The following is a 24053-nucleotide window of genomic DNA, read 5'->3' on the forward strand; positions in this document are numbered from 1 at the left end:
CTGCGGTCAGCGTCGTTTTACCATGGTCAACGTGGCCAATCGTGCCGATGTTGACGTGCGGTTTTGTACGCTCAAACTTTTCCTTTGCCATGATGGCCTCCTTTTTCGGTAATGAAGGGAGCCCCTGACCGGAGCTCCCTCAAATCTTCGCTTATGCGTATTTCGCCTGGATCTCGTCCGAGATGTTCTGCGGAACCGGATCGTAGTGGTCGAACTGCATGGTGAACTGGGCACGGCCCGACGACATCGAACGCAGGGTGTTGATGTAGCCGAACATGTTCGCCAGCGGAACGAACGCGTCGATCGCGATCGCGTTGCCGCGCGGTTCCTGACCAGACACCTGGCCACGACGCGAGGTCAGGTCGCCGATGATACCGCCGGTATATTCTTCCGGGGTGATCACTTCGACCTTCATGATCGGTTCCAGCAGTTTCGCGCCAGCTTTGCGCATGCCTTCACGCATACACATACGGGCCGCGATTTCGAACGCCAGAACGCTCGAGTCAACGTCGTGGAACTTACCGTCCAGCAGGGCAACCTTGAAGTCGATCACGGGGAAGCCAGCCAGCGGGCCGCTATCCATGACCGAGTTGATGCCTTTTTCAACACCCGGGATGTATTCCTTCGGAACGGCACCACCAACAATGCGGCTTTCGAACGAATAACCTTCGCCCGGCTCGGTCGGCTGGATTTCCAGCTTAACTTCACCGAACTGACCCGAACCACCCGACTGTTTCTTGTGGGTGTAGGTGTGCTCGACCGGCATCGAGATGGTTTCGCGATAGGCCACCTGCGGTGCACCGATGTTCGCTTCAACCTTGAACTCGCGCTTCAAACGGTCAACCAGGATGTCCAGGTGAAGTTCGCCCATGCCCTTCATGATGGTCTGACCCGATTCCAGGTCGGTTTCCACACGGAAGGACGGGTCTTCGGCGGCCAGACGGGCCAGACCCTGGGACATTTTCTCCTGGTCGCCCTTGGTTTTGGGCTCGACCGCGATCTCGATCACCGGATCGGGGAAGGTCATGGTTTCCAGAACCACAGGATCCTTCGCATCACACAGGGTGTCACCGGTGGTGGTGTCTTTCAGACCCGCCAGCGCGATGATGTCGCCTGCAAACGCTTCTTCGATCTCTTCCCGGTTGTTCGAGTGCATCATCATCATACGACCGATGCGCTCTTTCTTACCTTTGGTCGAGTTCAGGATCGAGTCACCCTTGTTCATGGTGCCCGAGTAGATCCGGGTGAAGGTCAGAGAGCCAACGAAGGGGTCGTTCATGATTTTGAACGCCAGGCCCGAGAAGGCCATTTCGTCATCGGCACGACGGGCGATGTCACGAACTTCTTCCTCGTCGCCGGGTTTGAAGCCCATGTAATCGACAACGTCCAGCGGGCTGGGCAGGTAGTCGATCACAGCGTTGAGCAGCGGCTGAACGCCTTTGTTCTTGAACGCCGAACCACCCAGAACCGGAACAAACGCGATGTCCAAGGTGCCTTTGCGCAGCAGTTTGCGCAGGGTCGGAACGTCGGGCTCATTGCCTTCCAGGTATTCCATCATCGCGTCGTCGTCCATTTCGACGGCCGCTTCGATCATCTTGCCGCGCCATTCGTCAGCCATGTCTTTCAGGCTGTCGCGGATCGGTGCTTTGATCCAGCTTGCGCCCAGATCTTCACCCTGCCACAGCCACTCTTCCATGGTGACCAGGTCAATCAGACCTTCCAGCTCGGACTCGGCACCAATCGGAATACCAACCGGAACAGCACGTGCGCCGGTGCGGTCTTCGATCATGCGAACGCAGTTAAAGAAGTCTGCGCCGATCTTGTCCATCTTGTTGACGAAAACCATACGCGGAACCTTGTAGCGGTCAGCCTGACGCCACACGGTTTCGGTCTGGGGCTCAACACCGGCGTTTGCGTCCAGAACGCAGACGGCACCGTCGAGAACCGCCAGCGAGCGTTCAACTTCAATGGTGAAGTCAACGTGGCCGGGGGTGTCGATGATGTTCAGGCGGTGCTTGGGGGTATCGGCGGTCTGACCGTCTTCGGTGCGTTCCCAGAAAGTGGTGGTCGCAGCCGACGTGATGGTGATGCCGCGTTCCTGCTCCTGCTCCATCCAGTCCATGGTGGCTGCACCGTCGTGCACCTCACCGATGTTGTGGGATTTGCCAGTGTAATACAGGATACGCTCCGAGCAGGTGGTCTTACCTGCGTCGATGTGCGCCATGATACCGAAGTTACGGTACAGTTCGAGCGGATATTCGCGTGCCATTTTTGATAAGCCTCTGAATTACCAACGGTAGTGGCTGAAGGCTTTGTTCGCCTCGGCCATCTTGTGGGTGTCTTCGCGCTTCTTCACGGCAGTACCGCGGGACTGTACAGCGTCCAGCAGCTCACCGGCGAGGCGTTCTTCCATGGTGTTTTCGTTGCGGCCGCGCGCAGCAGTGATCAGCCAGCGGATGGCCAAAGCTTCGCGGCGCTCGGGGCGGACTTCGACCGGAACCTGATAGGTTGCACCACCAACCCGGCGCGAGCGAACCTCGACCGACGGTTTGATGTTGTCGAGCGCTTCGTGGAACACTTCGACAGGTGCGCGCTTGATCTTGTTCTCAACGCGGTCAAAGGCGTTGTAGACGATGCGCTCTGCGACCGACTTCTTGCCGTCGATCATCAGGTTGTTCATGAATTTGGTCAGAACCTTGTCGCCAAATTTGGCGTCAGGCAGGACTTCGCGTTTTTCGGCGGCGTGACGACGTGACATATCAGCCTCTCCTTCTTACTTGGGACGCTTCGCGCCGTATTTCGAACGACGCTGCTTACGGTCTTTGACGCCCTGAGTATCCAGAACACCGCGCAGGATGTGGTAACGCACACCGGGAAGGTCTTTCACACGGCCGCCACGGATCAGAACAACCGAGTGTTCCTGCAGGTTGTGGCTTTCACCGGGGATGTACGAGATCACCTCGAACCCGTTGGTCAGGCGCACCTTGGCAACCTTACGCATCGCCGAGTTCGGCTTTTTCGGTGTGGTGGTGTACACGCGGGTGCAGACGCCGCGTTTCTGCGGGCACTGCTCCAGGTGCATGGACTTCGAGCGTTTTACTTTGGGCTGCCGCGGTTTGCGGATCAGCTGTTGAATAGTTGGCATTCCGGTTTCTTCCCCGTTTTGCAACACACATGACATGCACGCGGGTTGCGTGCGGTTAAATTTGCTGCACTCATGCGTCCACAAGCGCAAAATCCGCGAGCGTTCCCATTCCGAGGTGAACGTCGCGGTTGGTTATCAGAGGGCGCGAACGGCAAAATTGTCCGGGCCTTGACCAGTTCATTACTGAAATCGGTTATGGGGCGGCCCCCGGTACCGAGATGTCGCGCGTCTTAAGGGGAGTCGGCCCAAGTGTCAACAGCGCACCCGGCCCACAGGTCAACTGGCCGAATCGCGGCGATTTATCAGGGCGTGCTCCGGTTTGGCAATCGTTCCATTCGTTGCAGCCCATCGGATGCGCGGGCATAGTCGCCGCATCGGATGTCCCAGCGGGTGAATCATGCAAATCCTCGGCCTGTGCCGTTTTTCCTTTCCCGCCACTGACGGCTTTCAGATCCTGCATGACACGGTCGAGGACCGGAGGGCCTACCTATACAGCCCCGCCCGGCTGGAAGAACGGTTCCGCCTTTTCGAAACAACCACCCTGCCCTGTTTTCGCGAACAGACCGATCTGGATTTCGATCTGATCCTGCTGACCGGAACCTGCTTGCCCAAACCCTATCTTGAGCGACTGCAAGACGTCACGTCCGACGTGCGCCAGATCCGAATAGTTCAGAAAGACCCCGCGCCGCACAAAGCTGTGGTTCGCGACGTTCTGAACACCGCGCGCCAGACGCCGGATCAACCCTGCATACAGTTCCGAAATGATGACGACGACGCGGTCTCGGTGGATTTTGTCGAACGGCTGCGCCGGACGGCGCACGACAACGCAGGCCTGATGCAACGGTATGAGAGTGTCGGGATCGATTTCAACGCAGGCTATCTTGCGCGGTTCGGGCCGGGTGGGATTCAGGCCACCGCCGTCATGCGCTCGCTGTTGGCCGTCGGCCTTGGGATGTTTGTTCAGGGCGGCAGCAGCAGAACCATATTCGACCGATTGCACAACCGATTGGCCCGGTTCATGCCAGTGATCAGCCAACCTGATGCGCCGATGTGGGTGCGCGGGCTGAACGGGTTCAACGACTCGCCCCATGCGCGGACGGACAAAACCGAGCTTCGCCCGCTGACGCCGCAGCAAGCCGGGGAATTCATCGCCCGCTTTGCCATCGACTCCGATGCCGTGCAGGCAGCCCACAGCAAAAAACCGGACGACCGGCCATGATGCAGGTTATCGGTCTGTGTCGGTTTTCATACCCTGCCGTTGGCGGCTTTCAAGTCATGCATGACACGATCGAGGATCGGCGGCGTTTTCTCTATGACCCGGTCAGGTTGGAGCAGCGTTTCCACCTTTTCGAAACGCTGACCCTGCCCTGCCTGCGGCACCAGACGGATGAGCGCTTCCAGTTTCTGATCGTTGTCGGCGAGTGTCTGCCCGAACCGGCCCTGCACCGGCTACGCGACATCACGCGGGACCTGCCGCAGGTGCAGATCATCCCCAAACCGCCAAAGCGGCACCGCAAAGTCATGCAAGAGGTGCTGAACGCAGCGCGCAAGGACCCGGACCAGCCCTGCCTGCAATTCCGCCACGACGATGACGATGCCATTGCCATCGATTTTGTCCAACGCTTGCGAGCGGCGGCGCAGGATTGCGGCGGAACCCTGAAACAGCACGACACAGTGGGCATCGATTTCAATAGCGGCTATCTGTTGCATTCCGGGGATGCGGGCGTCTTTACGGCGCAGATTCACCGGCCTTTGGTCACGGCCGGTTTGGGCATGTATGTCGCGGCAGGCAACCCAAAATCCATCATGAACTTCACTCACAACAAGATCAGCCGGGTCATGCCGGTCGTCACCCTGCCGGACAGCCCGATGTGGGTGCGCGCACTGCATGCGCATAACGACTCGCCTCAGGCCCGGAAAAACCTGAATGACCTGACGCCTGTCCGACCCGCCGATGAACAGATCCTGCGCCAGCGTTTTGCGATTGATCCGGATGCTCTGCGGCAGGTTCAGTCGTCCGATTGAAGCGACCGCTCGCGCAGGAGCGTGAACAGCCCTGCCACGACAACCAAGGCCGCACCCATCAGCGTGACGCTGTCCGGCCAATCCCCAAAGACAAGCCAGCCCAGACCCAGCGCCCATAACAGGCTGGAATAGCGGAACGGGGCGACAAATCCGACCTCGCCCACCCGCATGACCATCACGCTGAACGTATAACCCATCAGAACAAACACGGCCGCAGCCGCCACCAACCCACCGGTTACATGCGCAACCGGCACCCAGCCTTCGAACACCGAGATGATCGCCGCCGTCACCGTGATTGACAAGGACGTCGCCAGAGTGACCACCATCGAAGGCACCTGTGCCGACATGCGCCGCGTGATCAGATCGCGCACAGTAACCGACAGCATCGCAATCAGCGCGTAGACCGCATACAGGTTGAACCCCTCGGGCCCCGGGCGGACAATCAGCAGCATTCCGGCGAACCCAATCGCAATGGCGATCATCCGCCGCCAACCGATGCTTTCATTGAAAAACAGCACTGCCCCCAGCGTCACGGTCAGCGGCAACGCCTGCAAAACCGCCGTCACATTCGCCAGCGGCATGTTTTTCAAGGCCGCCAGAAAGAAGAACGTGGCCGACAATTCCGTCAGACACCGCAGGGCAACCAGGATTTTGTCATGCCGCGGAAAGTTCAGATGCAGCGCCCCAAGATGCCGGGCCAGCAGATAGATCAGCACCGTCGCCAGCACACCTCGCATCGCGATCAACTGGAACAAAGGCAGGTCCTGCAGCGCAACCTTCACCAGTGTGTCGTTGACGGTAAAGGCCATCATGCTGCCCATCATCAACAGCGCGCCTCTGACATTGGGGGTCATTCTGGTCTGATCCAAATACAAATGCTTTTGGGCATTGGTCTTTCAGGTCGCTGAAATGTCAACTCATCAATCAATGATCTCGCCCAGCATGACGGTGGTGTGGGGAGACACCTGTCCAGGCCAAAAGGGCCTATCCAAAACCCGCAGCACCTGTAAACTGATTGGCACCCGATACAGCCGCAGGCCGCACCGGGCACGGCGTATTTGCCCACACTCGACGCAAATCGCCCGCTTTTCTCAAAAAAAATCCCAAAAATGTGAGGTCATTTTGATTACAGCCGAATATTGCCGTCTATTCGCCCGTTACAACAGCTGGCAGAACTGTTCGCTTATTGCGGCAGCCGGAGCCGTACCTGATCCAACCGACCTTCCAAGAATGCCGTTGCTATAGGTGTCGGCGCACTGAACAAAAAAAGGCCCCGCGCAATCGCGGGGCCTTTTTCAATTGTCTTAAGCGAAACTTACTCGCGGCTTTCCGGGGTTTCCACCAGAACATCCAGCTCATCCCCCACCATGTCGTCGTCGAATGCCGGGGCGGCCAGAGCAGCGGCGGCTTCGGCTTCTTCCCGACGGGCTTCGATGACCACGTTGTCACGCGACTGCGCGATGTGGCGGACGGCCTGAGTTGCACCACCGGTACCGGCGGGGATCAGACGTCCGACGATGACGTTCTCTTTCAGGCCAACCAGCTTGTCCTTCTTGCCCTGAACCGAAGCCTCGGTCAGAACGCGGGTGGTTTCCTGGAACGAGGCCGCCGAGATGAACGAACGCGTCTGCAGCGAGGCTTTGGTGATCCCCAACAGGATCGGCTCGCCCTGTGCCGGACGACCACCACGCGAGAGGGTCTTCTCGTTGGCCGCGTCGAACTCTTGCTTGTCGACATGCTCGCCTTTCAGCAGGGTGGTGTCGCCTGAATCCAGGATCTCCCACTTTTGCAGCATCTGGCGCACGATGACCTCGATGTGCTTGTCGTTGATCTTCACGCCCTGCAGACGATAGACGTCCTGCACCTCGTCGATCATGTAATCCGCCAGCGCTTCAACACCCATGATGGACAGGATGTCATGCGGAGCCGGGTTACCGTCCATCAGGTATTCACCCTTCTGGATGAAGTCCCCTTCGGCGACCGGGATGTGCTTGCCCTTGGGCACCATGTACTCGATGGTCTCCATGGACTCGTCAGCCGGTTCGATGCTGATGCGACGCTTGTTCTTGTAGTCGCGGCCAAAGCGCACGTAACCATCGGCTTCTGCGATGATCGCGTGATCTTTCGGGCGACGGGCTTCGAACAGTTCGGCCACACGCGGCAGACCACCGGTGATGTCCTTGGTCTTGGCACCTTCACGCGGGATACGCGCGACAACGTCACCGGCTTCGACCCGCTGACCGTCTTCGACCGACAGGATCGCATCCACCGACATCGGATAGTGAACCGGGTTGCCCGCATCGTTGCGGACCGGCTCGCCATCTTCACCGACCAGAATGATCTCGGGCTTGAGGTCGCTGCCTTTGGGGGCGGCGCGCCAGTCGATCACGATCTTCTGGGTCATGCCGGTTGCTTCGTCAGTCTCGTCGCGGACGGCAAGGCCCGAAACCAGATCGACATATTTCGCGGTACCGGCTTTCTCGGCGATGATCGGCAGGGTGTACGGGTCCCATTCGAACAGCTTGTCGCCACGGGCCACTTTGGTGCCGTCCTTGACGAACAGCTTGGAGCCGTAGCCCAGCTTGAAGCTGGCACGCTCTTCGCCGTGTTCGTCGTTGATCACCAGCTTCATGTTCCGGCCCATGACCAGGCTTTCACCTGCGGCATTGACCAGAATCTGCGGGTTCTCGAATGCGACAACGCCTTCCTGGTTGGCTTCCTGGAACGACTGCTGACCACCTTGCGCGACACCGCCGATGTGGAAGGTCCGCATCGTCAGCTGCGTACCAGGTTCACCGATGGACTGGGCGGCGATGATGCCGACAGCCTCACCCGTGTTCACCATGGTACCGCGCGCAAGGTCACGACCGTAGCAAGTTGCACAAACGCCTTCCTCGGACTCACAGGTCAGAGGCGAGCGGATGCGCATCGAGGCAACACCGGCTTCATCGATGGTGTCCGCCATGCGTTCGTCGATCAACTGACCTGCGGCCACGATCACCTCATCGGTGCCCGGACGCAGAACATCGTCAGCAGCGACACGGCCCAGCACACGTTCGGCCAGCGAGGCGACAACCTCACCGTCGTTCACAGCGGCTTCGGCAGTGATCGCGCGTTCTGTACCACAGTCGATCTCACGAACGATACAGTCTTGCGCCACGTCCACCAGACGACGGGTCAGGTAACCCGAGTTCGCCGTCTTCAGAGCGGTATCCGACAGACCCTTACGTGCACCGTGGGTCGAGTTGAAGTACTCGAGAACGGTCAGACCTTCTTTAAAGTTCGAAATGATCGGCGTCTCGATGATGTCACCGTTCGGCTTGGCCATCAGGCCGCGCATACCGCCCAGCTGTTTCATCTGAGTGACCGAGCCACGCGCGCCCGAGTGGGCCATCATGTAGACCGAGTTCGGTTCCTGATCCGACCCGTCTTCGGCCTTGGCGACGTCCGAGATGGTGCTCATCATCGCCTCAGTGACGCGGTCGTTACACTTCGACCAGGCATCGACGACTTTGTTGTACTTTTCGCCCTGGGTGATCAGGCCGTCCATGTACTGCTGTTCAAAGTCCTTCACCTGACCGCGGGTGTCATCGACGATGCCCCACTTGTCGTTCGGGATGACCATGTCGTCCTTGCCGAACGAGATGCCCGCCTTGAACGCTTCTTTGAAGCCCATCGACATGATCTGGTCACAGAAGATAACCGACTCTTTCTGACCGCAGTAACGGTAGACGGTGTCGATCACCTGCTGCACTTCTTTCTTCCGCAGCAGGCGGTTGACCAGCTCGAACGGCGCTTTGTTGTTCATCGGCAGCAACGCACCCAGACGCAGACGGCCCGGAGTGGTCTCATACCGCTTCTGAACTTCGTTGCCTTCGTCGTCGATCTGCGTGATCCGCGCGGTGATTTTGGTGTGCAGATGCACTTCACCCGCGTCCAGCGCGTGCTGAACTTCGTCGATCGAGCCAAACACCTTGCCTTCGCCCGGCATGCCTTCACGTTCCAGGGTCACATAGTAAAGACCCAGGATCATATCCTGCGACGGAACGATGATCGGCGCGCCGTTTGCAGGCGACAGAACGTTGTTCGTCGACATCATCAGAACACGGGCTTCCAGCTGCGCCTCAAGGCTCAGCGGAACGTGAACGGCCATCTGGTCACCGTCGAAGTCGGCGTTAAAGGCCGAACAGACCAGCGGGTGCAGCTGGATGGCTTTGCCTTCGATCAGGACCGGCTCGAACGCCTGAATGCCAAGACGGTGCAGCGTCGGCGCACGGTTCAGCATGACAGGGTGTTCGCGGATCACCTCGTCGAGGATATCCCACACTTCGGGACGCTCTTTCTCGACCAGTTTCTTCGCCTGTTTCACGGTCGAAGACAGACCCTTGGCTTCAAGGCGCGAATAGATGAACGGCTTGAACAGCTCCAGCGCCATCTTCTTGGGCAGACCACACTGGTGCAGCTTGAGTTCCGGGCCGGTCACGATGACCGAACGGCCCGAGAAGTCGACGCGTTTCCCCAGAAGGTTCTGACGGAAGCGGCCCTGTTTCCCTTTCAGCATGTCCGACAGCGATTTCAGCGGACGCTTGTTGGCGCCGGTGATCACGCGGCCACGACGGCCGTTGTCGAACAGAGCATCCACGGATTCCTGCAGCATCCGCTTTTCGTTGCGGACGATGATGTCAGGCGCGCGCAGTTCGATCAGACGCTTCAGACGGTTGTTCCGGTTGATGACGCGGCGATACAGATCGTTCAGATCCGAAGTCGCAAAACGGCCACCATCCAGCGGCACCAGCGGACGCAGTTCCGGCGGAATAACCGGGATCACGGTCATCACCATCCATTCGGGACGGTTGCCCGACTCGAGGAAGGATTCAACAACCTTCAGACGCTTGATGATCTTCTTGGGCTTCAGCTCGCCGGTTGCTTCGGCCAGATCAGCGCGCAGCTGCTCGGCTTCGGCTTCCAGATCGATCTGGGCCAGCATCTCGCGGATGGCTTCTGCACCGATGTTCGCGGTGAACGCGTCCATGCCATAGGCATCCTGTGCGTCCATGTACTCTTCTTCAGTCAGCATCTGGCCATAGGTCAGGTCGGTCAGACCGGGCTCGATGACGACATAGTTTTCAAAGTACAGAACGCGTTCCAGATCGCGCAGCGTCATGTCCAGCATCAGACCGATGCGGGACGGCAGCGATTTCAGGAACCAGATATGCGCAACGGGCGCGGCCAGTTCGATGTGGCCCATACGCTCGCGGCGGACTTTTTGCAGGGTGACTTCCACACCGCATTTCTCGCAGACAACGCCGCGATATTTCATCCGCTTATATTTGCCGCACAGACATTCGTAATCTTTGATCGGGCCAAAGATACGCGCGCAGAACAGGCCGTCACGTTCAGGCTTGAACGTCCGGTAGTTGATGGTTTCGGGTTTCTTGATCTCGCCATAGGACCAAGACAGGATCCGCTCGGGCGACGCCAGCGAGACCTTGATCTCGTCGAAAACCTTGGGCGGCGTCAGCGGGTTGAACGGGTTGTTGGTGATTTCCTGGTTCATTTGTTACCTCAAATCTTGCGGAAGGGGGGACGGGAGAAAGGGCCGCGCCCTTACTCCTCAACCTCCGCATCCAGGAGTTCCATATTCAGGCCGAGGCCACGGACTTCTTTAACCAGAACGTTGAACGATTCCGGTACGCCCGCTTCAAAGTTATCCTCGCCCTTGACGATCGACTCATAGACCTTGGTCCGGCCGGCGACGTCATCCGATTTCACGGTCAGCATCTCCTGCAGGGTGTAGGCGGCGCCGTAAGCTTCCAGAGCCCAGACTTCCATCTCACCAAAGCGCTGACCACCGAACTGCGCCTTACCACCCAGCGGCTGCTGAGTAACTAGGCTGTACGGCCCGGTCGAACGCGCGTGGATCTTGTCGTCCACAAGGTGGTGCAGTTTCAGCAGGTACTTGATGCCCACGGTCACCGGACGCGCGAATTGCTCACCGGTACGCCCGTCGAACAGAACCGACTGACCGCTTTCCGAGAAGCCCGCGCGCACCAGCGCGTCGTTGACGTCAGCCTCTTTGGCGCCGTCGAAGACCGGGGTTGCGATCGGAACACCGCGGGTCACGTTGCCCGCCGCCTCGATCAGGCCATCCTCGTCCAGACCGGTGATGCCTTCTTCGTAGACATCCTCGCCATAGGCCAGCTTCATCGCTTCGCGCACCGGGGTCAGATCGCCGGAACGGCGGTATTCACCCAAGGCGTCGTCGATGTTCAGACCCAGACCGCGCGCGGCCCAACCCATGTGGGTTTCAAGGATCTGACCAACGTTCATACGCGAAGGCACACCCAGCGGGTTCAGACAGAAGTCAACCGGCGTACCATCGGCCAGGAACGGCATGTCTTCCATCGGAACAACCTTGGAAATCACACCTTTGTTCCCGTGACGACCAGCCATCTTGTCGCCCGGCTGCAGCTTACGCTTAACGGCGATGAAGACTTTGACCATCTTCATCACACCCGGCGGCAGGTCGTCGCCACGGCGGACCTTCTCGACCTTGTCTTCGAAACGGGCGTCCAGAGCACGCTTCTGCACTTCGTACTGCTCGTTCAGAGCCTCAACGATCTGTGCGTCCTGCTCGCCTTCCAGCGCCAGCTGCCACCACTGACCACGGGTCAGGGTTTCCAGCAGATCTTCGGTGATCACCGACCCTGCCTTGACGCCCTTCGGGCCTTTGACAGCGGTTTTACCCAGGATCAGGCCCTGCAGACGCGCATAGATGTTGCGGTCAAGGATCGCCAGTTCGTCGTCCCGGTCACGGGCCAGACGTTCAACTTCCTCACGCTCGATCTGCAGCGCACGCTCGTCTTTTTCGACGCCGTGACGGTTGAAGACACGAACCTCAACGACGGTACCGTAATCGCCCGGCTTCACGCGCAGCGAGGTGTCGCGCACGTCAGATGCTTTCTCACCAAAGATGGCGCGCAGCAGCTTTTCTTCCGGGGTCATCGGGCTTTCGCCCTTCGGGGTGATCTTGCCCACCAGAATATCGCCCGGCTCAACATCCGCACCGATGTAAACGATGCCTGCCTCGTCGAGGTTGCGCAGCGCTTCTTCACCGACATTCGGGATGTCGCGGGTGATCTCTTCCGGGCCCAGCTTGGTGTCACGGGCGGCGACTTCGAATTCCTCGATATGGACCGAGGTAAAGACGTCATCACGCGCGATACGTTCCGAGATCAGGATCGAGTCTTCGTAGTTGTAACCGTTCCACGGCATGAACGCGACGACCACGTTCTTACCAAGGGCCAGTTCACCCATATCGGTCGAGGGACCGTCGGCAATGACCTCGCCCTTCTGGACGGTGTCACCCACCTTGATCAGCGGACGCTGGTTGATGCAGGTGTTCTGGTTCGAACGCTGGAACTTGCGCAGACGGTAGATGTCAACACCAGCGTCGCCCAGTTCCAGATCTTCGGTGGCGCGGATAACGATACGCTGGGCATCGACCTGGTCGATGATACCGGCGCGTTTCGCCTGAATCGCAGCGCCCGAGTCGATCGCAACCTTTTCCTCGATACCGGTACCGACCAGCGGTGCCTCGGCCCGCAGCAGCGGAACCGCCTGACGTTGCATGTTCGAGCCCATCAGAGCGCGGTTGGCGTCGTCGTTTTCAAGGAACGGGATCAGCGATGCAGCTACTGATACCAGCTGTTTCGGCGACACGTCGATCAGGTCCACATTCTCGCGCGGGGCGAGGGTGTAGTCACCGGCCTGACGGGTCGACACCAGATCGTTGATGAACTTGCCATCGGCATCCAGCGTCGCGTTCGCCTGCGCCACGGTGTGACGCATTTCCTCGGTCGCGGACATGTAGTGCACCTCATCGGTCACCTCGGCGTCTTTGACGACGCGATAAGGTGTTTCGATGAAGCCATACTTGTTCACACGGGCAAAGGTGGCCAGCGAGTTGATCAGACCGATGTTCGGACCTTCCGGCGTTTCAATCGGGCACATCCGGCCATAATGGGTCGGGTGTACGTCGCGCACCTCAAAGCCCGCACGCTCGCGCGTCAGACCACCGGGGCCAAGCGCCGAGAGGCGGCGTTTGTGAGTAACTTCCGACAGCGGGTTGGTCTGGTCCATGAACTGCGATAGCTGCGAAGAGCCAAAGAATTCACGAACAGCAGCCGCAGCCGGTTTCGCGTTGATCAGGTCCTGCGGCATGACGGTGTCGATCTCGACCGACGACATACGCTCTTTGATCGCGCGTTCCATGCGCAGCAGACCGACGCGGTACTGGTTTTCCATCAGTTCGCCGACCGAACGGACACGACGGTTGCCGAGGTGGTCGATATCGTCCACGTCGCCTTTGCCGTCACGCAGTTCAACTAGCGCCTTGACGCAGGCCACGATGTCTTCGCGGCGCAGGGTGCGCAGGGTGTCCGGCGCGTCCAGAGCCAGACGCATGTTCATCTTCACGCGGCCAACGGCGGACAGGTCATAGCGTTCGCTGTCGAAGAACAGAGTGTCGAACAGAGCGGACGCAGCCTCGACGGTGGGCGGCTCGCCCGGACGCATGACGCGGTAAATGTCCATGAGCGCGCTTTCGCGGTTCATGTTCTTGTCCTGCGCCATGGTGTTGCGCATGTACGGACCAACATTGACGTTGTCGATGTCCAGAACCGGAATGTCGGTGATACCCGCGTCGATCAGCTCTTTCGCGGTGCCACCGATCAGGTCGCCGTCCTTGTCATATTCCAGCGTCAGCTCGTCACCGGCTTCGACATAAATCGCACCGGTTTCTTCGTTGATGATGTCTTTAGCGACATATTTGCCTACGATGTGATCAAACGGAACCAGCAGGTCGGTAACGGTGCCTTCGTCGATCAGCTTCTTGACCGCGCGCGGGGTGACCTTCTTGCCTGCTTCGGCAATCACTTCACCGGATTTGGCGTCAACCAGATCATAGGTCGGACGGGTGCCGCGTACACGCTCGGGGAAGAACGGCGTGACCCAACCCTTCTTCTTGTCCAGCTTGTAGGACACGGTGTTGTAATACGCGTCCATGATCGCTTCCTGGTCCAGACCCAGCGCATAAAGCAGGGTCGTCACAGGCAGCTTGCGGCGACGGTCGATACGGGCGAACACGATGTCCTTGGCGTCGAACTCAAAGTCCAGCCAGCTGCCGCGATACGGGATGATGCGGCAGGCAAACAGCAGCTTGCCCGAGGAATGGGTCTTGCCCTTGTCGTGGTCAAAGAACACACCGGGCGAGCGGTGCATCTGGGACACGATCACACGCTCGGTGCCGTTCACGATGAACGTCCCGTTCGGTGTCATCAGGGGCATATCGCCCATGAAAACGTCCTGTTCCTTGATGTCTTTGACCGATTTCGCGCCGGTGTCCTCATCGACATCAAACACTATCAGACGCAGAGTAACCTTCAGCGGCGCGCTGTAGGTCATGTCGCGCTGCATGCACTCTTCGACGTCGTATTTGGGTTTTTCCAGATCGTATTTCACGAACTCCAGAACGGAGGTTTCGTTGAAATCCTTGATCGGGAAAACCGACTGGAACACGCCTTTGATGCCTTCGCCGTCGGTGGGCTGCTCTGCATCGCCGGAGCGCAGGAAAAGATCATAAGAAGATTTCTGGACCTCAATGAGGTTCGGCATTTCCAAAACTTCACGGATTTTGCCGTAATATTTACGAAGACGTTTCTGGCCAAGGAACGTTTGAGCCATGTCAGATGTCACCTTTCGATGTTCTCAGCGGGCAAAGACACCGTCGGGCCCCGGCATCTTGCACAATCGAGACAACACGTCCGGATCAATTCATGGCCACCGTCCCGAAGGCGGCCTCCCGATCCGAAAACCGTGTCTTAGAAAACGCCCCAAGTCATGAGGCCCTTTCTAAGACAGGTTCGGCTGGACCCGGATTTCTCCGGACCCAGCCAAAATTTCAGGCGCATCAGCGATGCACCGGTAAGCAGGCTTAGGCCAGCTCGACCTCGGCGCCAGCTGCTTCCAGCTTGGCTTTGACTTCTTCGGCTTCTGCCTTGTCAACGCCTTCTTTGATCTTGCCGCCTGCTTCGACCAGTTCCTTGGCTTCTTTCAGGCCCAGACCGGTGATGCCGCGAACTTCTTTGATCACGTTGATTTTCGAAGCGCCGGCGTTCTTCAGAACGACGTCGAATTCGGTTTTCTCTTCCTCAGCTGCGCCACCGGCGTCGCCACCGGCTGCCATGACAACTGCGCCGCCAGCTGCGGGCTCGATGCCATATTCGTCTTTGAGGATGGTTTTCAGTTCTTGTGCTTCCAGCAGGGTCAGACCCACGATGCTTTCTGCGAGTGCTTTCAGATCAGCCATTTTATCAGCTCTTTCCGTTTACAGTGTGTGTTCCAACGTCAGGGGTATTTCCCTACGCAGATCATTCAGTGCCAACCGCTTACGCAGCTTCCGCCTTCTCTTCGATGGTGGAAAGGATGCTTGCGATGTTGCTTGCAGGTGCGCCAATCGCGCCGGCGATGTTCGAAGCAGGTGCGCCAATGCAGCCCACGATCGAAGCAATAAGCTCCTCGCGAGACGGCATTTTCGAAACTGTTTCGACGCCTTTGCGGTCCAGAGCGTTCTCACCCATTGCACCACCAAGAATTTCAAAATTCTTGTTATCCTTGGCGAAATCCTCGGCCACCTTGGCTGCTGCCACGGGGTCCTCGGAATAGGTCAGAACGGTCATCCCTGTCAGCAGGTCGGCCATGCTTGCACACGGCTTACCCTCAAGGGCGATTTTGGCGAGCCTGTTCTTGGCAACACGCACGGAGCCACCCGCGTCACGAGCACGTGCGCGAAGGTCCTGCATCTCGGCAACTGTCAGACCGGCGTAATGGGCAACCACTACGACGCCAGAGCTTTCGAAGATTTGGCCGAGTTCCTCGACCACTTTCTCTTTCTGGGCTCTATCCACAGTTCTCTCCAGGTTAGGGGCGATACCTCACCCCGGCTCATATTTGCCGCAGCTTTCGCTCCGGCGTTCAGGTCCGTTATTACGGGATTGGCCAAAATGCGCCCGAGGGTGGGACCCTCAGAATTCTTTGGTCTTACCCGTCTCAGGCAGGGAATTAAGGGGCCGGATGGCACCACCCACCGTCTTGGACGAAACGAAAGAAAGCGCACGACGAATCGCACGCTTTATTCCGCAGGTCTACTTAGGGCAGACAGGTCCGGTTTCCAAGGGGTAAATTGCACGTACCAGCGATCTATCGCCCGTATGTCCGGTTCGGGCGAACCATTGACACGATTGCACCGCTCTTGTCTTGTCGGACCCACCCCCGGGGCGCAGAAATTCAGACGCAGATTTGCGAGACCATGCCGACACTTACGATTTCCGAATACGACATGGCCCGCGAGTTTGCCAACGAATTTGCGCGCGATCACCTGCGCGACCGCATCACCGGGCTTCACTGCGTCTACCGATCACATGGCTTCCCCGGTTCGCGCTTTGTGATGAAGGTCGAAACACCGTCGCAGAACTATGCGCTGAAGATCGACACCATCTCACCCGAATCCGGACGGCTGCCCAACGAATTCCAGGTGCTGACCCGCGTGCACGATCATTTCCGACGGCACGAGACCGCCCGCGTGGTCCGCCCGGTATTCCTGTCGCCCGGCGGCGCGTTCATGGTCACCGAATATGTCGACCGCCCCACCGCCGTCGATGTGATCTACAACAGCACCGACGATAAACAGGTTGCCCAGATCTACCGCCGCGCCGGGTCGTGGCTGCATCACCTGCACAGCATCCAGAAGCCCACCGACTACGCGTTCCGACCGCGCTGGATGACCGACAACATCCGCGAACTGTCAACACTCGTTCCCCCCGATATCGCCCGGATCAGTCAGCCCATGGTCGAGGCTTTCTTGGCCGAAGCCGCGCGTCTGAGAAACCGTCCCGACTTGCGCGTCTTCTCTCACGGTGATTTTCACGGCCTGAATCTGATCATGGGTCAGGGCACAACCATCGGTCTGGATTTCACCGAAGCGAGGGACAAACTGGCCGTTTATGACATCGTCGATTTTCTCAAAGCAGACATTTTCCGCGACAGCACAAACTCCGAAGTGGATCGCAGCGGCGTCCTGAAATCCAACAAACAAATGTTCTTCAAGCTCTACCGCCACCCCATCGACATGGAGATCCTGGATTGCTGCCTGCGCGGTCGCCTGCTGAAAGACTGGCTGCGCCTGTGGCGGCCGGATTTCATGTGCAGCCAGTTTGAAGAACGCAAACGCGACCGCCTGGAAACCCGCTTGCGGCAAATCTTTCTGTAACGCCTGAGGCAAAGAAAAACCCGGGCCGTTCGCACGACCCGGGTCCATTTTCCAATGACTGAAAGCCGGGGCTTATTCGCCCGCAGCCGCCGCCACGTCCAGAGTCACGCCCGGGCCCATGGTCGAGCTCAGCGCGATTTTCTTCATGTAGGTGCCTTTGGCGCCCGACGGTTTGGCCTTGGCCACAGCCGAGATGAAGGCACGGACGTTTTCGACCAGCTTGGCTTCGTCAAAGGACGCTTTGCCAACACCGGCATGCACAACGCCGCCTTTTTCCGCCTTGAACTGAACTTCGCCACCTTTGGCTGCTTCCACGGCTGCTTTCACGTCCATGGTCACGGTGCCGACCTTGGGGTTCGGCATCAGGTTGCGGGGGCCCAGAACCTTACCCAGACGACCGACGATCGGCATCATGTCCGGGGTGGCAATGCAGCGATCGAATTCGATGGTGCCGCCCTGAATGGTTTCCATCAGGTCCTCTGCGCCAACGATATCCGCGCCAGCTTCTTTCGCTTCGTCAGCTTTCGGGCCGCGCGCAAAAACAGCAACGCGCATCGCTTTGCCGGTGCCGTTCGGCAGGCCGACAACGCCGCGAACCATCTGGTCCGCGTGACGGGTGTCAACGCCCAGGTTCATCGCGATTTCGATGGTCTCGTCGAATTTCGAGGTTGCGTTGCCCTTGACCAGAGCAACCGCATCTTCAACCGACAGGTTTTCCTTGCCGGCGACAGCTTCGCGCGCAGCGCGGGTACGTTTACCGAGTTTTGCCATCTTACTTCACCTCGATGCCCATAGAGCGGGCCGAGCCCAGGATGATCTGCATTGCGCCTTCGACGTCGTTGGCGTTCAGATCTTTCATTTTGGCTTCGGCGATTTCGCGAACCTGCTTCGAGGTCACGGTAGCCACGGTCTCACGACCGGGGTTTTCCGCGCCACGGGGGCGGTTCCGCTTGCCGACCGGCTTCAGACCAGCTGCTTTTTTCAGGTAGTAAGACGCGGGCGGCGTCTTGATGTCCATGGTGAAGGACTTGTCCTGATAATAGGTGATCACGGTCGGGCACGGAGCGCCGGGCTCCATGTCTGCGGTCTTGGCGTTGAACGCCTTGCAGAATTCCATGATGTTGATGCCGCGCTGACCCAGAGCGGGGCCAACTGGCGGCGACGGGTTCGCCTGACCTGCAGGAACCTGCAGCTTCATTGTACCAGCAAGCTTCTTGGCCATTTGGTTTTCCTTTCAACTAAGGTGAAACGCGTTCCACCCAGATTATGTTGCGTGGTTCGGACCAGGATCGCGATCCCAGCAACCTCCCACGAGAGAATCTCGCCCGAAGACGATAGAGGCGGCATTTATAGGGGAATGGTGGGGTTGGCAAGAGCATTGCTTCGCAGCGTACTGGAATTACAGTGAGTAAAAGTCGAATTTAAAAAATCATCCAAATGAACATTGCGCAGCGCATTCTAAAACTCATAGGCGGGCTTTTCTTGCTGTGGCTTGTCCTGTTTGGCGCAAGCATACATTTTGGCCTTAAAGCAAGGTCAGAACAGGAGGAAGCTGCGAAAGAACAGAGAATTCAGAAACTCCGCCGTGAATGGCAAGAGCTATGCGCCGTCGAAGACTGCGCTCAATTTCCTGTTGGTTACATTACCTACAAATTCGGGCCGGATCTGCACTATTTCCCGACAATTGGCTTGATGACCGAAAAACCACCCACTTTCACCGGTGGACTTTTGCCAGGCAGGTATGTCGAACTGGACGAAGAGAACAACACCAGACGCTCTTTCTCAGACAGCGGCAGTTTCAAAGTCTCCAGCTGCTGTCACTATCTTCTGGCGTTCTATGGGCTTGCCACAGGCATTCCAAAAATTCTTCGCGATAGTAGGGGCCATCGAATGGTTTCAACCATAACAAATTTCAATTCTCATGATCACCCTTACGGCCACAACAAGATCGGCCGCTGGCTTGATTTTGAGGTCGACGAAACACCTTCAATCCAAGCGGTCATCCGCGCTGATCAACCGTCTTTCAACGACGATTTTTGGCTTCTCTATTCTGGTGAGCCAAATGAGAAAGGAGGAAGAGATTTACGACTGTTGTCAAAACGCCCATTGATCAATGATAGGCATATTCTAGGCATGTGTGACTCATTGTGCACATTTGCAACAGTTTCATTGAAGGAAGCGACTGGTGGGACACAGCCACATATAACTCTCAAATGGATGACAATACCCAGAGTGAAGTCTTGTAATCCGGGCGGCTCTTCATACGGATGCCCCCTCTCTCTGGAAGCATTCGAAGAAGTCCCGCGCTTATTGGCCGTGATTGACGAAATGTTCGAGGCTGCGAAGAAGAAACCCTCAGTAGAGAACTGACTTGCACCCAAAGCACTTTTGCTACTCACTCGGCACCAAAGCAAATGCTGCGGTACCCACCTGACGCGCCATTCCGGGCACCTGAGAAAAATAAACAACGGACACGAGGTCATGGACTTTCAATACCTGATCGGCCTGGTCGGCATGGCGGCCTTTGCAATCACCGCCGTGCTGGCGGTCGCCCCGCGGGGCATCGACATCTACAGCGCCTGCTTTTGGGGATCGTGACCGCGATTGGCGGCGGCACCATTCGCGACATGGTGCTGGATGCGCCGGTATTCTGGTCGATGGATCCGAACTATATCTGGGTGGCGCTCATCGCCAGTCTTGTGACCGTTTATGCCTACAGATTTGCCCGGCAGGAGTCTGTTTACCGCCTCATGCTATATACCGACGGCCTCGGCGTGGCGCTGTTTGCAATTCAAGGCGCAAACAAGGCCTGGGGGTTGGGGTTCGGCTTGCCGGTCGGGCCTGTGATCCTCGGGGTGGTTACGGCCGTTGGCGGCGGCATCATACGCGACGTGCTGGCCGGGCAACCCACATTGCTCATGAGCCGGGACATCTATGCGTTTCCGGTATCCGTCGGATGCGCCCTTTATGTCCTGCTGCTGTATCTGGTTCCGGAGCACTCGACCGTGTCAGGCGTCGTCTGCGCAACCTTGATTTTCGCCATGCGGGCCGCCGTCATTCGCTGGGACCTGCGATTGCCCGACTGGGTGATGGTTCAGGCCAAACGCAGCTAAAGACTGCTTGGTCTACAAACAAAAAAACGCCACGAGCCCAAGCATCGCGGCGTTTCAAAAATCGTTGAGAGCCAGCTTAGCTCTGCTTCGTGACCTGAGTGAAATCCAGTTCCACCGGCGTTTCCCGACCAAAGATCGAAACCGAGACCTTCAGCTTCTGGTTCTCGTCGTCCACGCCTTCGACCATGCCGTCGAAATCCTCGAACGGGCCGTCGTTGACCTTGACCTTCTCACCTACTTCGAACGAGATCATCAGTTTTGGCGCTTCTTCGCCTTCCTGAACGCGGTTGAGGATCTGGTTCACCTCGGCGTCGCGCATCGGCATCGGGCGGCCCTGCGGGCCCAGGAAACCGGTGACGCGGTTGATCGAGTTGATCAGGTGATAGCCCTGATCGGACATTTCCATATGCACCAAAACGTAGCCGGGCATGAAGCGGCGTTCGGTCGTGACTTTCTTGCCCCGGCGCACCTCGATCACCTCTTCGGTGGGCACCAGAACCTCGTCAATGTCGTCCTCAAGGCCCTGTTCAGCCACCGACGTGCGGATCTGCTCTGCGATCTTCTTTTCGAAATTCGAAAGAACGCTGACCGAGTACCACCGTTTCGCCATGAACCTGTCGTCCTTGTTTGCCGTCAGGGCGGTGCAAGCGCCCTTCATTGAAATTCTATCGCGTGACCCGGAATAAAAAGCGGCGCGCAACCTGATTCGCCGCACGCCCATTCCGAATAGTCATGTCACCTACTCTGACACGCCGTGCTGTGCAAGGGGGCAGTGGCGTTTCCGCCCGCCCGAACCGGCTTAGCTGAACGCGCCCAGGATCAGTTGCAAGCCGCCGCGAATACCCAGATCGACCAGAGCGAAAAACACAGCCGTCAGCGCCGCCATGATGAACACCATGACCGTGGTCAACAGCACCTCACGCCGGGTCGGCCAGACGACCTTGGAGACTTCGGCACGGACTTGCTGAATGAACTGGATCGGGTTGGTGGTGGCCATGTGGCTTGATCTCTCTGCTAGCGGATAGGCCGGACATAGCCGGGCATTGCGGCAATTTCAAGGGCGGTTCGGATCAACTCTGCCTGGGCGATGCGGCCCGGTTACGGCTTGGGCTTGTCGTCCCATTCATCGCTAAGGATGCGGCGGGCATCGCCCTCGGGGTCCTCGTACTGGTTCGAGCGCACAGTGTAGACAAACGCAACCAGGCCAACGCCGCCCAGAAACAGGGAAATCGGGATCAGATAGGCCAATACTTCCATTCGGGGTCACCTCAGCCGCTGGGCGTTCAGGGATACGGTAATGGACGAGGTCGACATCGCCAAGGCTGCGATCAATGGCGTTGCCAGCCCGATCACAGCCAACGGAACGGCGACCACGTTATACACGGTGGCAATGCGGAAATTCTCGCGAATCCGTTTGGTGGCTTTGACGGCGGTGTCGCAAGCGTCCGCAATGGGCGACAGATCGGTGCCCAGCAGAACGATATCCGAGGCGACCCGAGCCGCATCCAATGCCGAGGCCGGAGAGATCGAGACATGCGCTGCAGCCAGCGCCGCCGTGTCATTCAGACCATCGCCCACCATCAGGACATGCCCTCCCTGATCGCTGAGCTCCTGAATGCGCGCCGCTTTGTCCTGAGGCAGCGCCTCGGCAATCCAGTTTTCGATACCCAGCTTATCGGCCAAGGCCTGAACGGCACCTTTGGAATCACCCGAGATCAGGATGATCTGCTTGCCCGACCGCGCAAACGCCTCGACCGCTTCTGCTGCGCCGGGGCGCAGGGCGTCCGAGAATGTGAAGGGCACGGGTGGGTTTGATCCGACGGAAAGCCAGGCCGAGGTCTGAGCCCCTTGCGCCCCGCCAACCCAGGCCGCGCGGCCCAATCGGACACGCTGATCGCGATACAGGCCTTCTGTGCCATATCCGGGTACTTCGACGATTTCTTTCACTGCGGCAGGTTTGACCCCGGCGGCACGCGCCGCCTGCGCCAATGCGACCGAAAGCGGGTGGCCTGATGCCTCGGCCAAGGCCAACGCAATTTCCAGGTCAGCGCGGGAATGGTCGCCCAGATTGGTCAGTTCCGGCGCGCCGGAGGTCAGCGTACCAGTCTTGTCGAACACGACCGTATCGACCTCGGCCAGACGTTCCAGAGCGGTGGCGTGTTTGATCAGCATCCCCTTGCGGAACAACCGCCCCGAGGCGGCTGTCGTCACCGCAGGCACAGCCAGCCCCAAGGCGCAGGGGCAGGTGATGATCAACACCGCCGCCGCGATGTTCAACGCGGTGCGCAGATCGCCGGAATAGATGTACCAACCAACGAAGCTGAGTGCCGACAGAATGTGAACGCCCGGCGCGTAAAGCTTGGCTGCCTTATCCGCCAGCGACGTGTACCGGGACCGCCCGGATTCCGCGATCGCAACCAGATCGGCCATCCGGTGGAGTGAGGTATCTTCGCCCACCGCCGTGGCGCGGATGGTCAGCGGGCCGGTCAGGTTGACCTCACCCGCGCTGACGCTCTGGCCTGCGTCGGCAAAGACCGGCAGGGTTTCTCCGGTCAGCAAAGACCGGTCCAGTTCGGACCGGCCCGAGACGATCTGGCCGTCCACCGGCATGCGCCCACCGGGCCGCACAAGGATCAGATCGCCCACGGTCAGGGCTGACACGGCAACCTCTTCCTCGACCCCGTCGATCACGCGGATGGCGCGCGGCACCTCAAGAGCGGTCAGTTCCTCGGCCGCGGACCGTGCGGCGGCGCGGGTCCGGTAATCCAGATACCGCCCGGCCAACAGGAAGAAGGTCAGGGTCAGAGCAGCGTCGAAATAGGCATGTTCACCGCTCAGGGCCGTTTCCCAAAGGGACGTCATCAAAGCCAACAGGATGGCCAGCACAATCGGTACGTCCATATTCAGGCGACGAACCCGCAAGGCCGACCAGGCATTGGTAAAGAACGGCTGCGCCGAAAAGGCAATGGCAGGCAAGGCAATGGCGGCTGAAATCCAATGGAACATGTCGCGCGTCGCGTCCGCCGCCCCTGACCAGACCGAAACCGACAACAACATCACGTTCATCGAGGCGAAACCGGCCACCGCCAGCCGCATCAGCAAATCCCGACCCGCCTTATCCGCGCTGGTTGCGGACAGGGCGCCCGGATCCAGCTCATGCGCCTCATACCCGGCGCGTTCCAGCACCGGGATCAGCTCCGCCGCCCGCGTCTCGGGCGCGGCTTTGATCATGGCGCGTTTCAGGGTCAGGTTGACCCGCGCATCCTCGACACCCGGATGCGCGTTCAATGCGCGTTCGACATTCGCAATACAGGCCGAGCAGTGGATGCCCGGCAAGGACAGCGCAATCTGAACATCCTCGGGGATTGGGCGCGCTGGTTCTGCCGGGGTCGCAATGCACCCCGGGCAAGCCGCCGTTCCGGATGTGATTTGCGCCGTCACT

The 24053-nt window shown here is 58.7% G+C and carries 20 protein-coding genes; 5 read left to right on the forward strand and 15 right to left on the reverse strand.

What is annotated here, in order from left to right; genetic code table 11:
- From ACR0KJ_RS17730 to rpsL, 4 genes are all read right to left on the reverse strand, one after another.
- Window positions 1-91 (reverse strand): GTP-binding protein (locus ACR0KJ_RS17730; RefSeq protein WP_215675807.1); only part of this gene is annotated, 91 nt, incomplete at its 3' end.
- Between the two features lie 60 nt (window positions 92-151).
- On the reverse strand, window positions 152-2269 hold the full coding sequence (gene fusA, locus ACR0KJ_RS17735) for an elongation factor G (RefSeq protein ID WP_480627304.1): 2118 nt from the start codon (window positions 2267-2269) through the stop codon (window positions 152-154).
- 18 nt (window positions 2270-2287) lie between these two features.
- Complete coding sequence (gene rpsG, locus ACR0KJ_RS17740) at window positions 2288-2758, reverse strand: 30S ribosomal protein S7 (protein ID WP_039529242.1); 471 nt, start codon at window positions 2756-2758, stop codon at window positions 2288-2290.
- Window positions 2759-2773: 15 nt separating this feature from the next.
- On the reverse strand, window positions 2774-3145 hold the full coding sequence (rpsL, locus tag ACR0KJ_RS17745; RefSeq protein WP_005621086.1) for a 30S ribosomal protein S12: 372 nt from the start codon (window positions 3143-3145) through the stop codon (window positions 2774-2776).
- 397 nt (window positions 3146-3542) lie between these two features.
- Here rpsL and ACR0KJ_RS17750 point away from each other — a divergent pair, with 397 nt between their 5' ends.
- Together ACR0KJ_RS17750 and ACR0KJ_RS17755 are read left to right on the forward strand one after the other, a co-directional pair.
- On the forward strand, window positions 3543-4364 hold the full coding sequence (locus ACR0KJ_RS17750; protein WP_480627305.1) for a putative rhamnosyl transferase: 822 nt from the start codon (window positions 3543-3545) through the stop codon (window positions 4362-4364).
- Window positions 4361-5170 (forward strand): putative rhamnosyl transferase, encoded by an 810-nt coding sequence (locus ACR0KJ_RS17755; protein ID WP_480586622.1) that lies wholly within the window; start codon window positions 4361-4363, stop codon window positions 5168-5170. The genes ACR0KJ_RS17750 and ACR0KJ_RS17755 overlap by 4 nt, the downstream gene beginning before the upstream one ends.
- Here the strand turns inward: ACR0KJ_RS17755 and ACR0KJ_RS17760 are convergent.
- The 5 genes from ACR0KJ_RS17760 to rplJ form a co-directional block, all read right to left on the reverse strand.
- Window positions 5155-6024 carry a DMT family transporter gene (locus ACR0KJ_RS17760; protein WP_480627306.1) on the reverse strand — a complete coding sequence of 290 codons (870 nt, stop codon included), beginning with the start codon at window positions 6022-6024 and terminating at the stop codon, window positions 5155-5157. The genes ACR0KJ_RS17755 and ACR0KJ_RS17760 overlap by 16 nt on opposite strands.
- Before the next feature lie 461 nt (window positions 6025-6485).
- Window positions 6486-10727, reverse strand: coding sequence for a DNA-directed RNA polymerase subunit beta' (gene rpoC, locus ACR0KJ_RS17765; protein ID WP_480627307.1), 4242 nt, complete (start codon window positions 10725-10727; stop codon window positions 6486-6488).
- A gap of 50 nt (window positions 10728-10777) precedes the next feature.
- On the reverse strand, window positions 10778-14914 hold the full coding sequence (gene rpoB / locus ACR0KJ_RS17770; RefSeq protein WP_170624516.1) for a DNA-directed RNA polymerase subunit beta: 4137 nt from the start codon (window positions 14912-14914) through the stop codon (window positions 10778-10780).
- Window positions 14915-15164: 250 nt separating this feature from the next.
- Window positions 15165-15539 carry a 50S ribosomal protein L7/L12 gene (rplL, locus tag ACR0KJ_RS17775; RefSeq protein WP_008755409.1) on the reverse strand — a complete coding sequence of 125 codons (375 nt, stop codon included), beginning with the start codon at window positions 15537-15539 and terminating at the stop codon, window positions 15165-15167.
- A gap of 79 nt (window positions 15540-15618) precedes the next feature.
- Window positions 15619-16137 (reverse strand): 50S ribosomal protein L10, encoded by a 519-nt coding sequence (gene rplJ, locus ACR0KJ_RS17780; protein ID WP_170455059.1) that lies wholly within the window; start codon window positions 16135-16137, stop codon window positions 15619-15621.
- A gap of 401 nt (window positions 16138-16538) precedes the next feature.
- Between rplJ and ACR0KJ_RS17785 the strand changes: the two genes are divergently transcribed.
- Window positions 16539-17498 (forward strand): aminoglycoside phosphotransferase family protein, encoded by a 960-nt coding sequence (locus ACR0KJ_RS17785; protein ID WP_170524068.1) that lies wholly within the window; start codon window positions 16539-16541, stop codon window positions 17496-17498.
- A gap of 72 nt (window positions 17499-17570) precedes the next feature.
- Here ACR0KJ_RS17785 and rplA read toward each other — a convergent pair whose 3' ends face one another.
- Both rplA and rplK read right to left on the reverse strand, forming a co-directional pair.
- Window positions 17571-18269 (reverse strand): 50S ribosomal protein L1, encoded by a 699-nt coding sequence (gene rplA, locus ACR0KJ_RS17790; protein ID WP_170455063.1) that lies wholly within the window; start codon window positions 18267-18269, stop codon window positions 17571-17573.
- A 1-nt stretch (window position 18270) separates the two neighbouring features.
- The gene (gene rplK / locus ACR0KJ_RS17795) at window positions 18271-18720 is read right to left on the reverse strand and encodes a 50S ribosomal protein L11 (protein ID WP_010440985.1); all 450 of its coding nucleotides are present in this window, start codon (window positions 18718-18720) and stop codon (window positions 18271-18273) included.
- Between the two features lie 215 nt (window positions 18721-18935).
- Here rplK and ACR0KJ_RS17800 point away from each other — a divergent pair, with 215 nt between their 5' ends.
- Both ACR0KJ_RS17800 and ACR0KJ_RS17805 read left to right on the forward strand, forming a co-directional pair.
- Window positions 18936-19868, forward strand: a complete 933-nt coding sequence (locus ACR0KJ_RS17800) for a hypothetical protein (protein WP_480627308.1) — start codon at window positions 18936-18938, stop codon at window positions 19866-19868.
- A gap of 224 nt (window positions 19869-20092) precedes the next feature.
- On the forward strand, window positions 20093-20611 hold the full coding sequence (locus tag ACR0KJ_RS17805; protein WP_480627309.1) for a trimeric intracellular cation channel family protein: 519 nt from the start codon (window positions 20093-20095) through the stop codon (window positions 20609-20611).
- Window positions 20612-20687: 76 nt separating this feature from the next.
- Here ACR0KJ_RS17805 and nusG read toward each other — a convergent pair whose 3' ends face one another.
- The 4 genes from nusG to ACR0KJ_RS17825 all read right to left on the reverse strand — a co-directional run bounded on the left by nusG (window position 20688) and on the right by ACR0KJ_RS17825 (window position 24052).
- Window positions 20688-21221, reverse strand: coding sequence for a transcription termination/antitermination protein NusG (gene nusG / locus ACR0KJ_RS17810; protein ID WP_152459924.1), 534 nt, complete (start codon window positions 21219-21221; stop codon window positions 20688-20690).
- Window positions 21222-21410: 189 nt separating this feature from the next.
- Complete coding sequence (gene secE / locus ACR0KJ_RS17815) at window positions 21411-21608, reverse strand: preprotein translocase subunit SecE (RefSeq protein WP_050605011.1); 198 nt, start codon at window positions 21606-21608, stop codon at window positions 21411-21413.
- A 101-nt stretch (window positions 21609-21709) separates the two neighbouring features.
- Window positions 21710-21868 (reverse strand): cbb3-type cytochrome oxidase assembly protein CcoS, encoded by a 159-nt coding sequence (ccoS, locus tag ACR0KJ_RS17820; protein WP_170455067.1) that lies wholly within the window; start codon window positions 21866-21868, stop codon window positions 21710-21712.
- A gap of 6 nt (window positions 21869-21874) precedes the next feature.
- Window positions 21875-24052 (reverse strand): heavy metal translocating P-type ATPase, encoded by a 2178-nt coding sequence (locus tag ACR0KJ_RS17825; protein ID WP_170455069.1) that lies wholly within the window; start codon window positions 24050-24052, stop codon window positions 21875-21877.
- Window position 24053 lies beyond the last annotated feature (1 nt).

The sequence above is a fragment of the Ruegeria sp. AD6 genome (assembly GCF_056542325.1).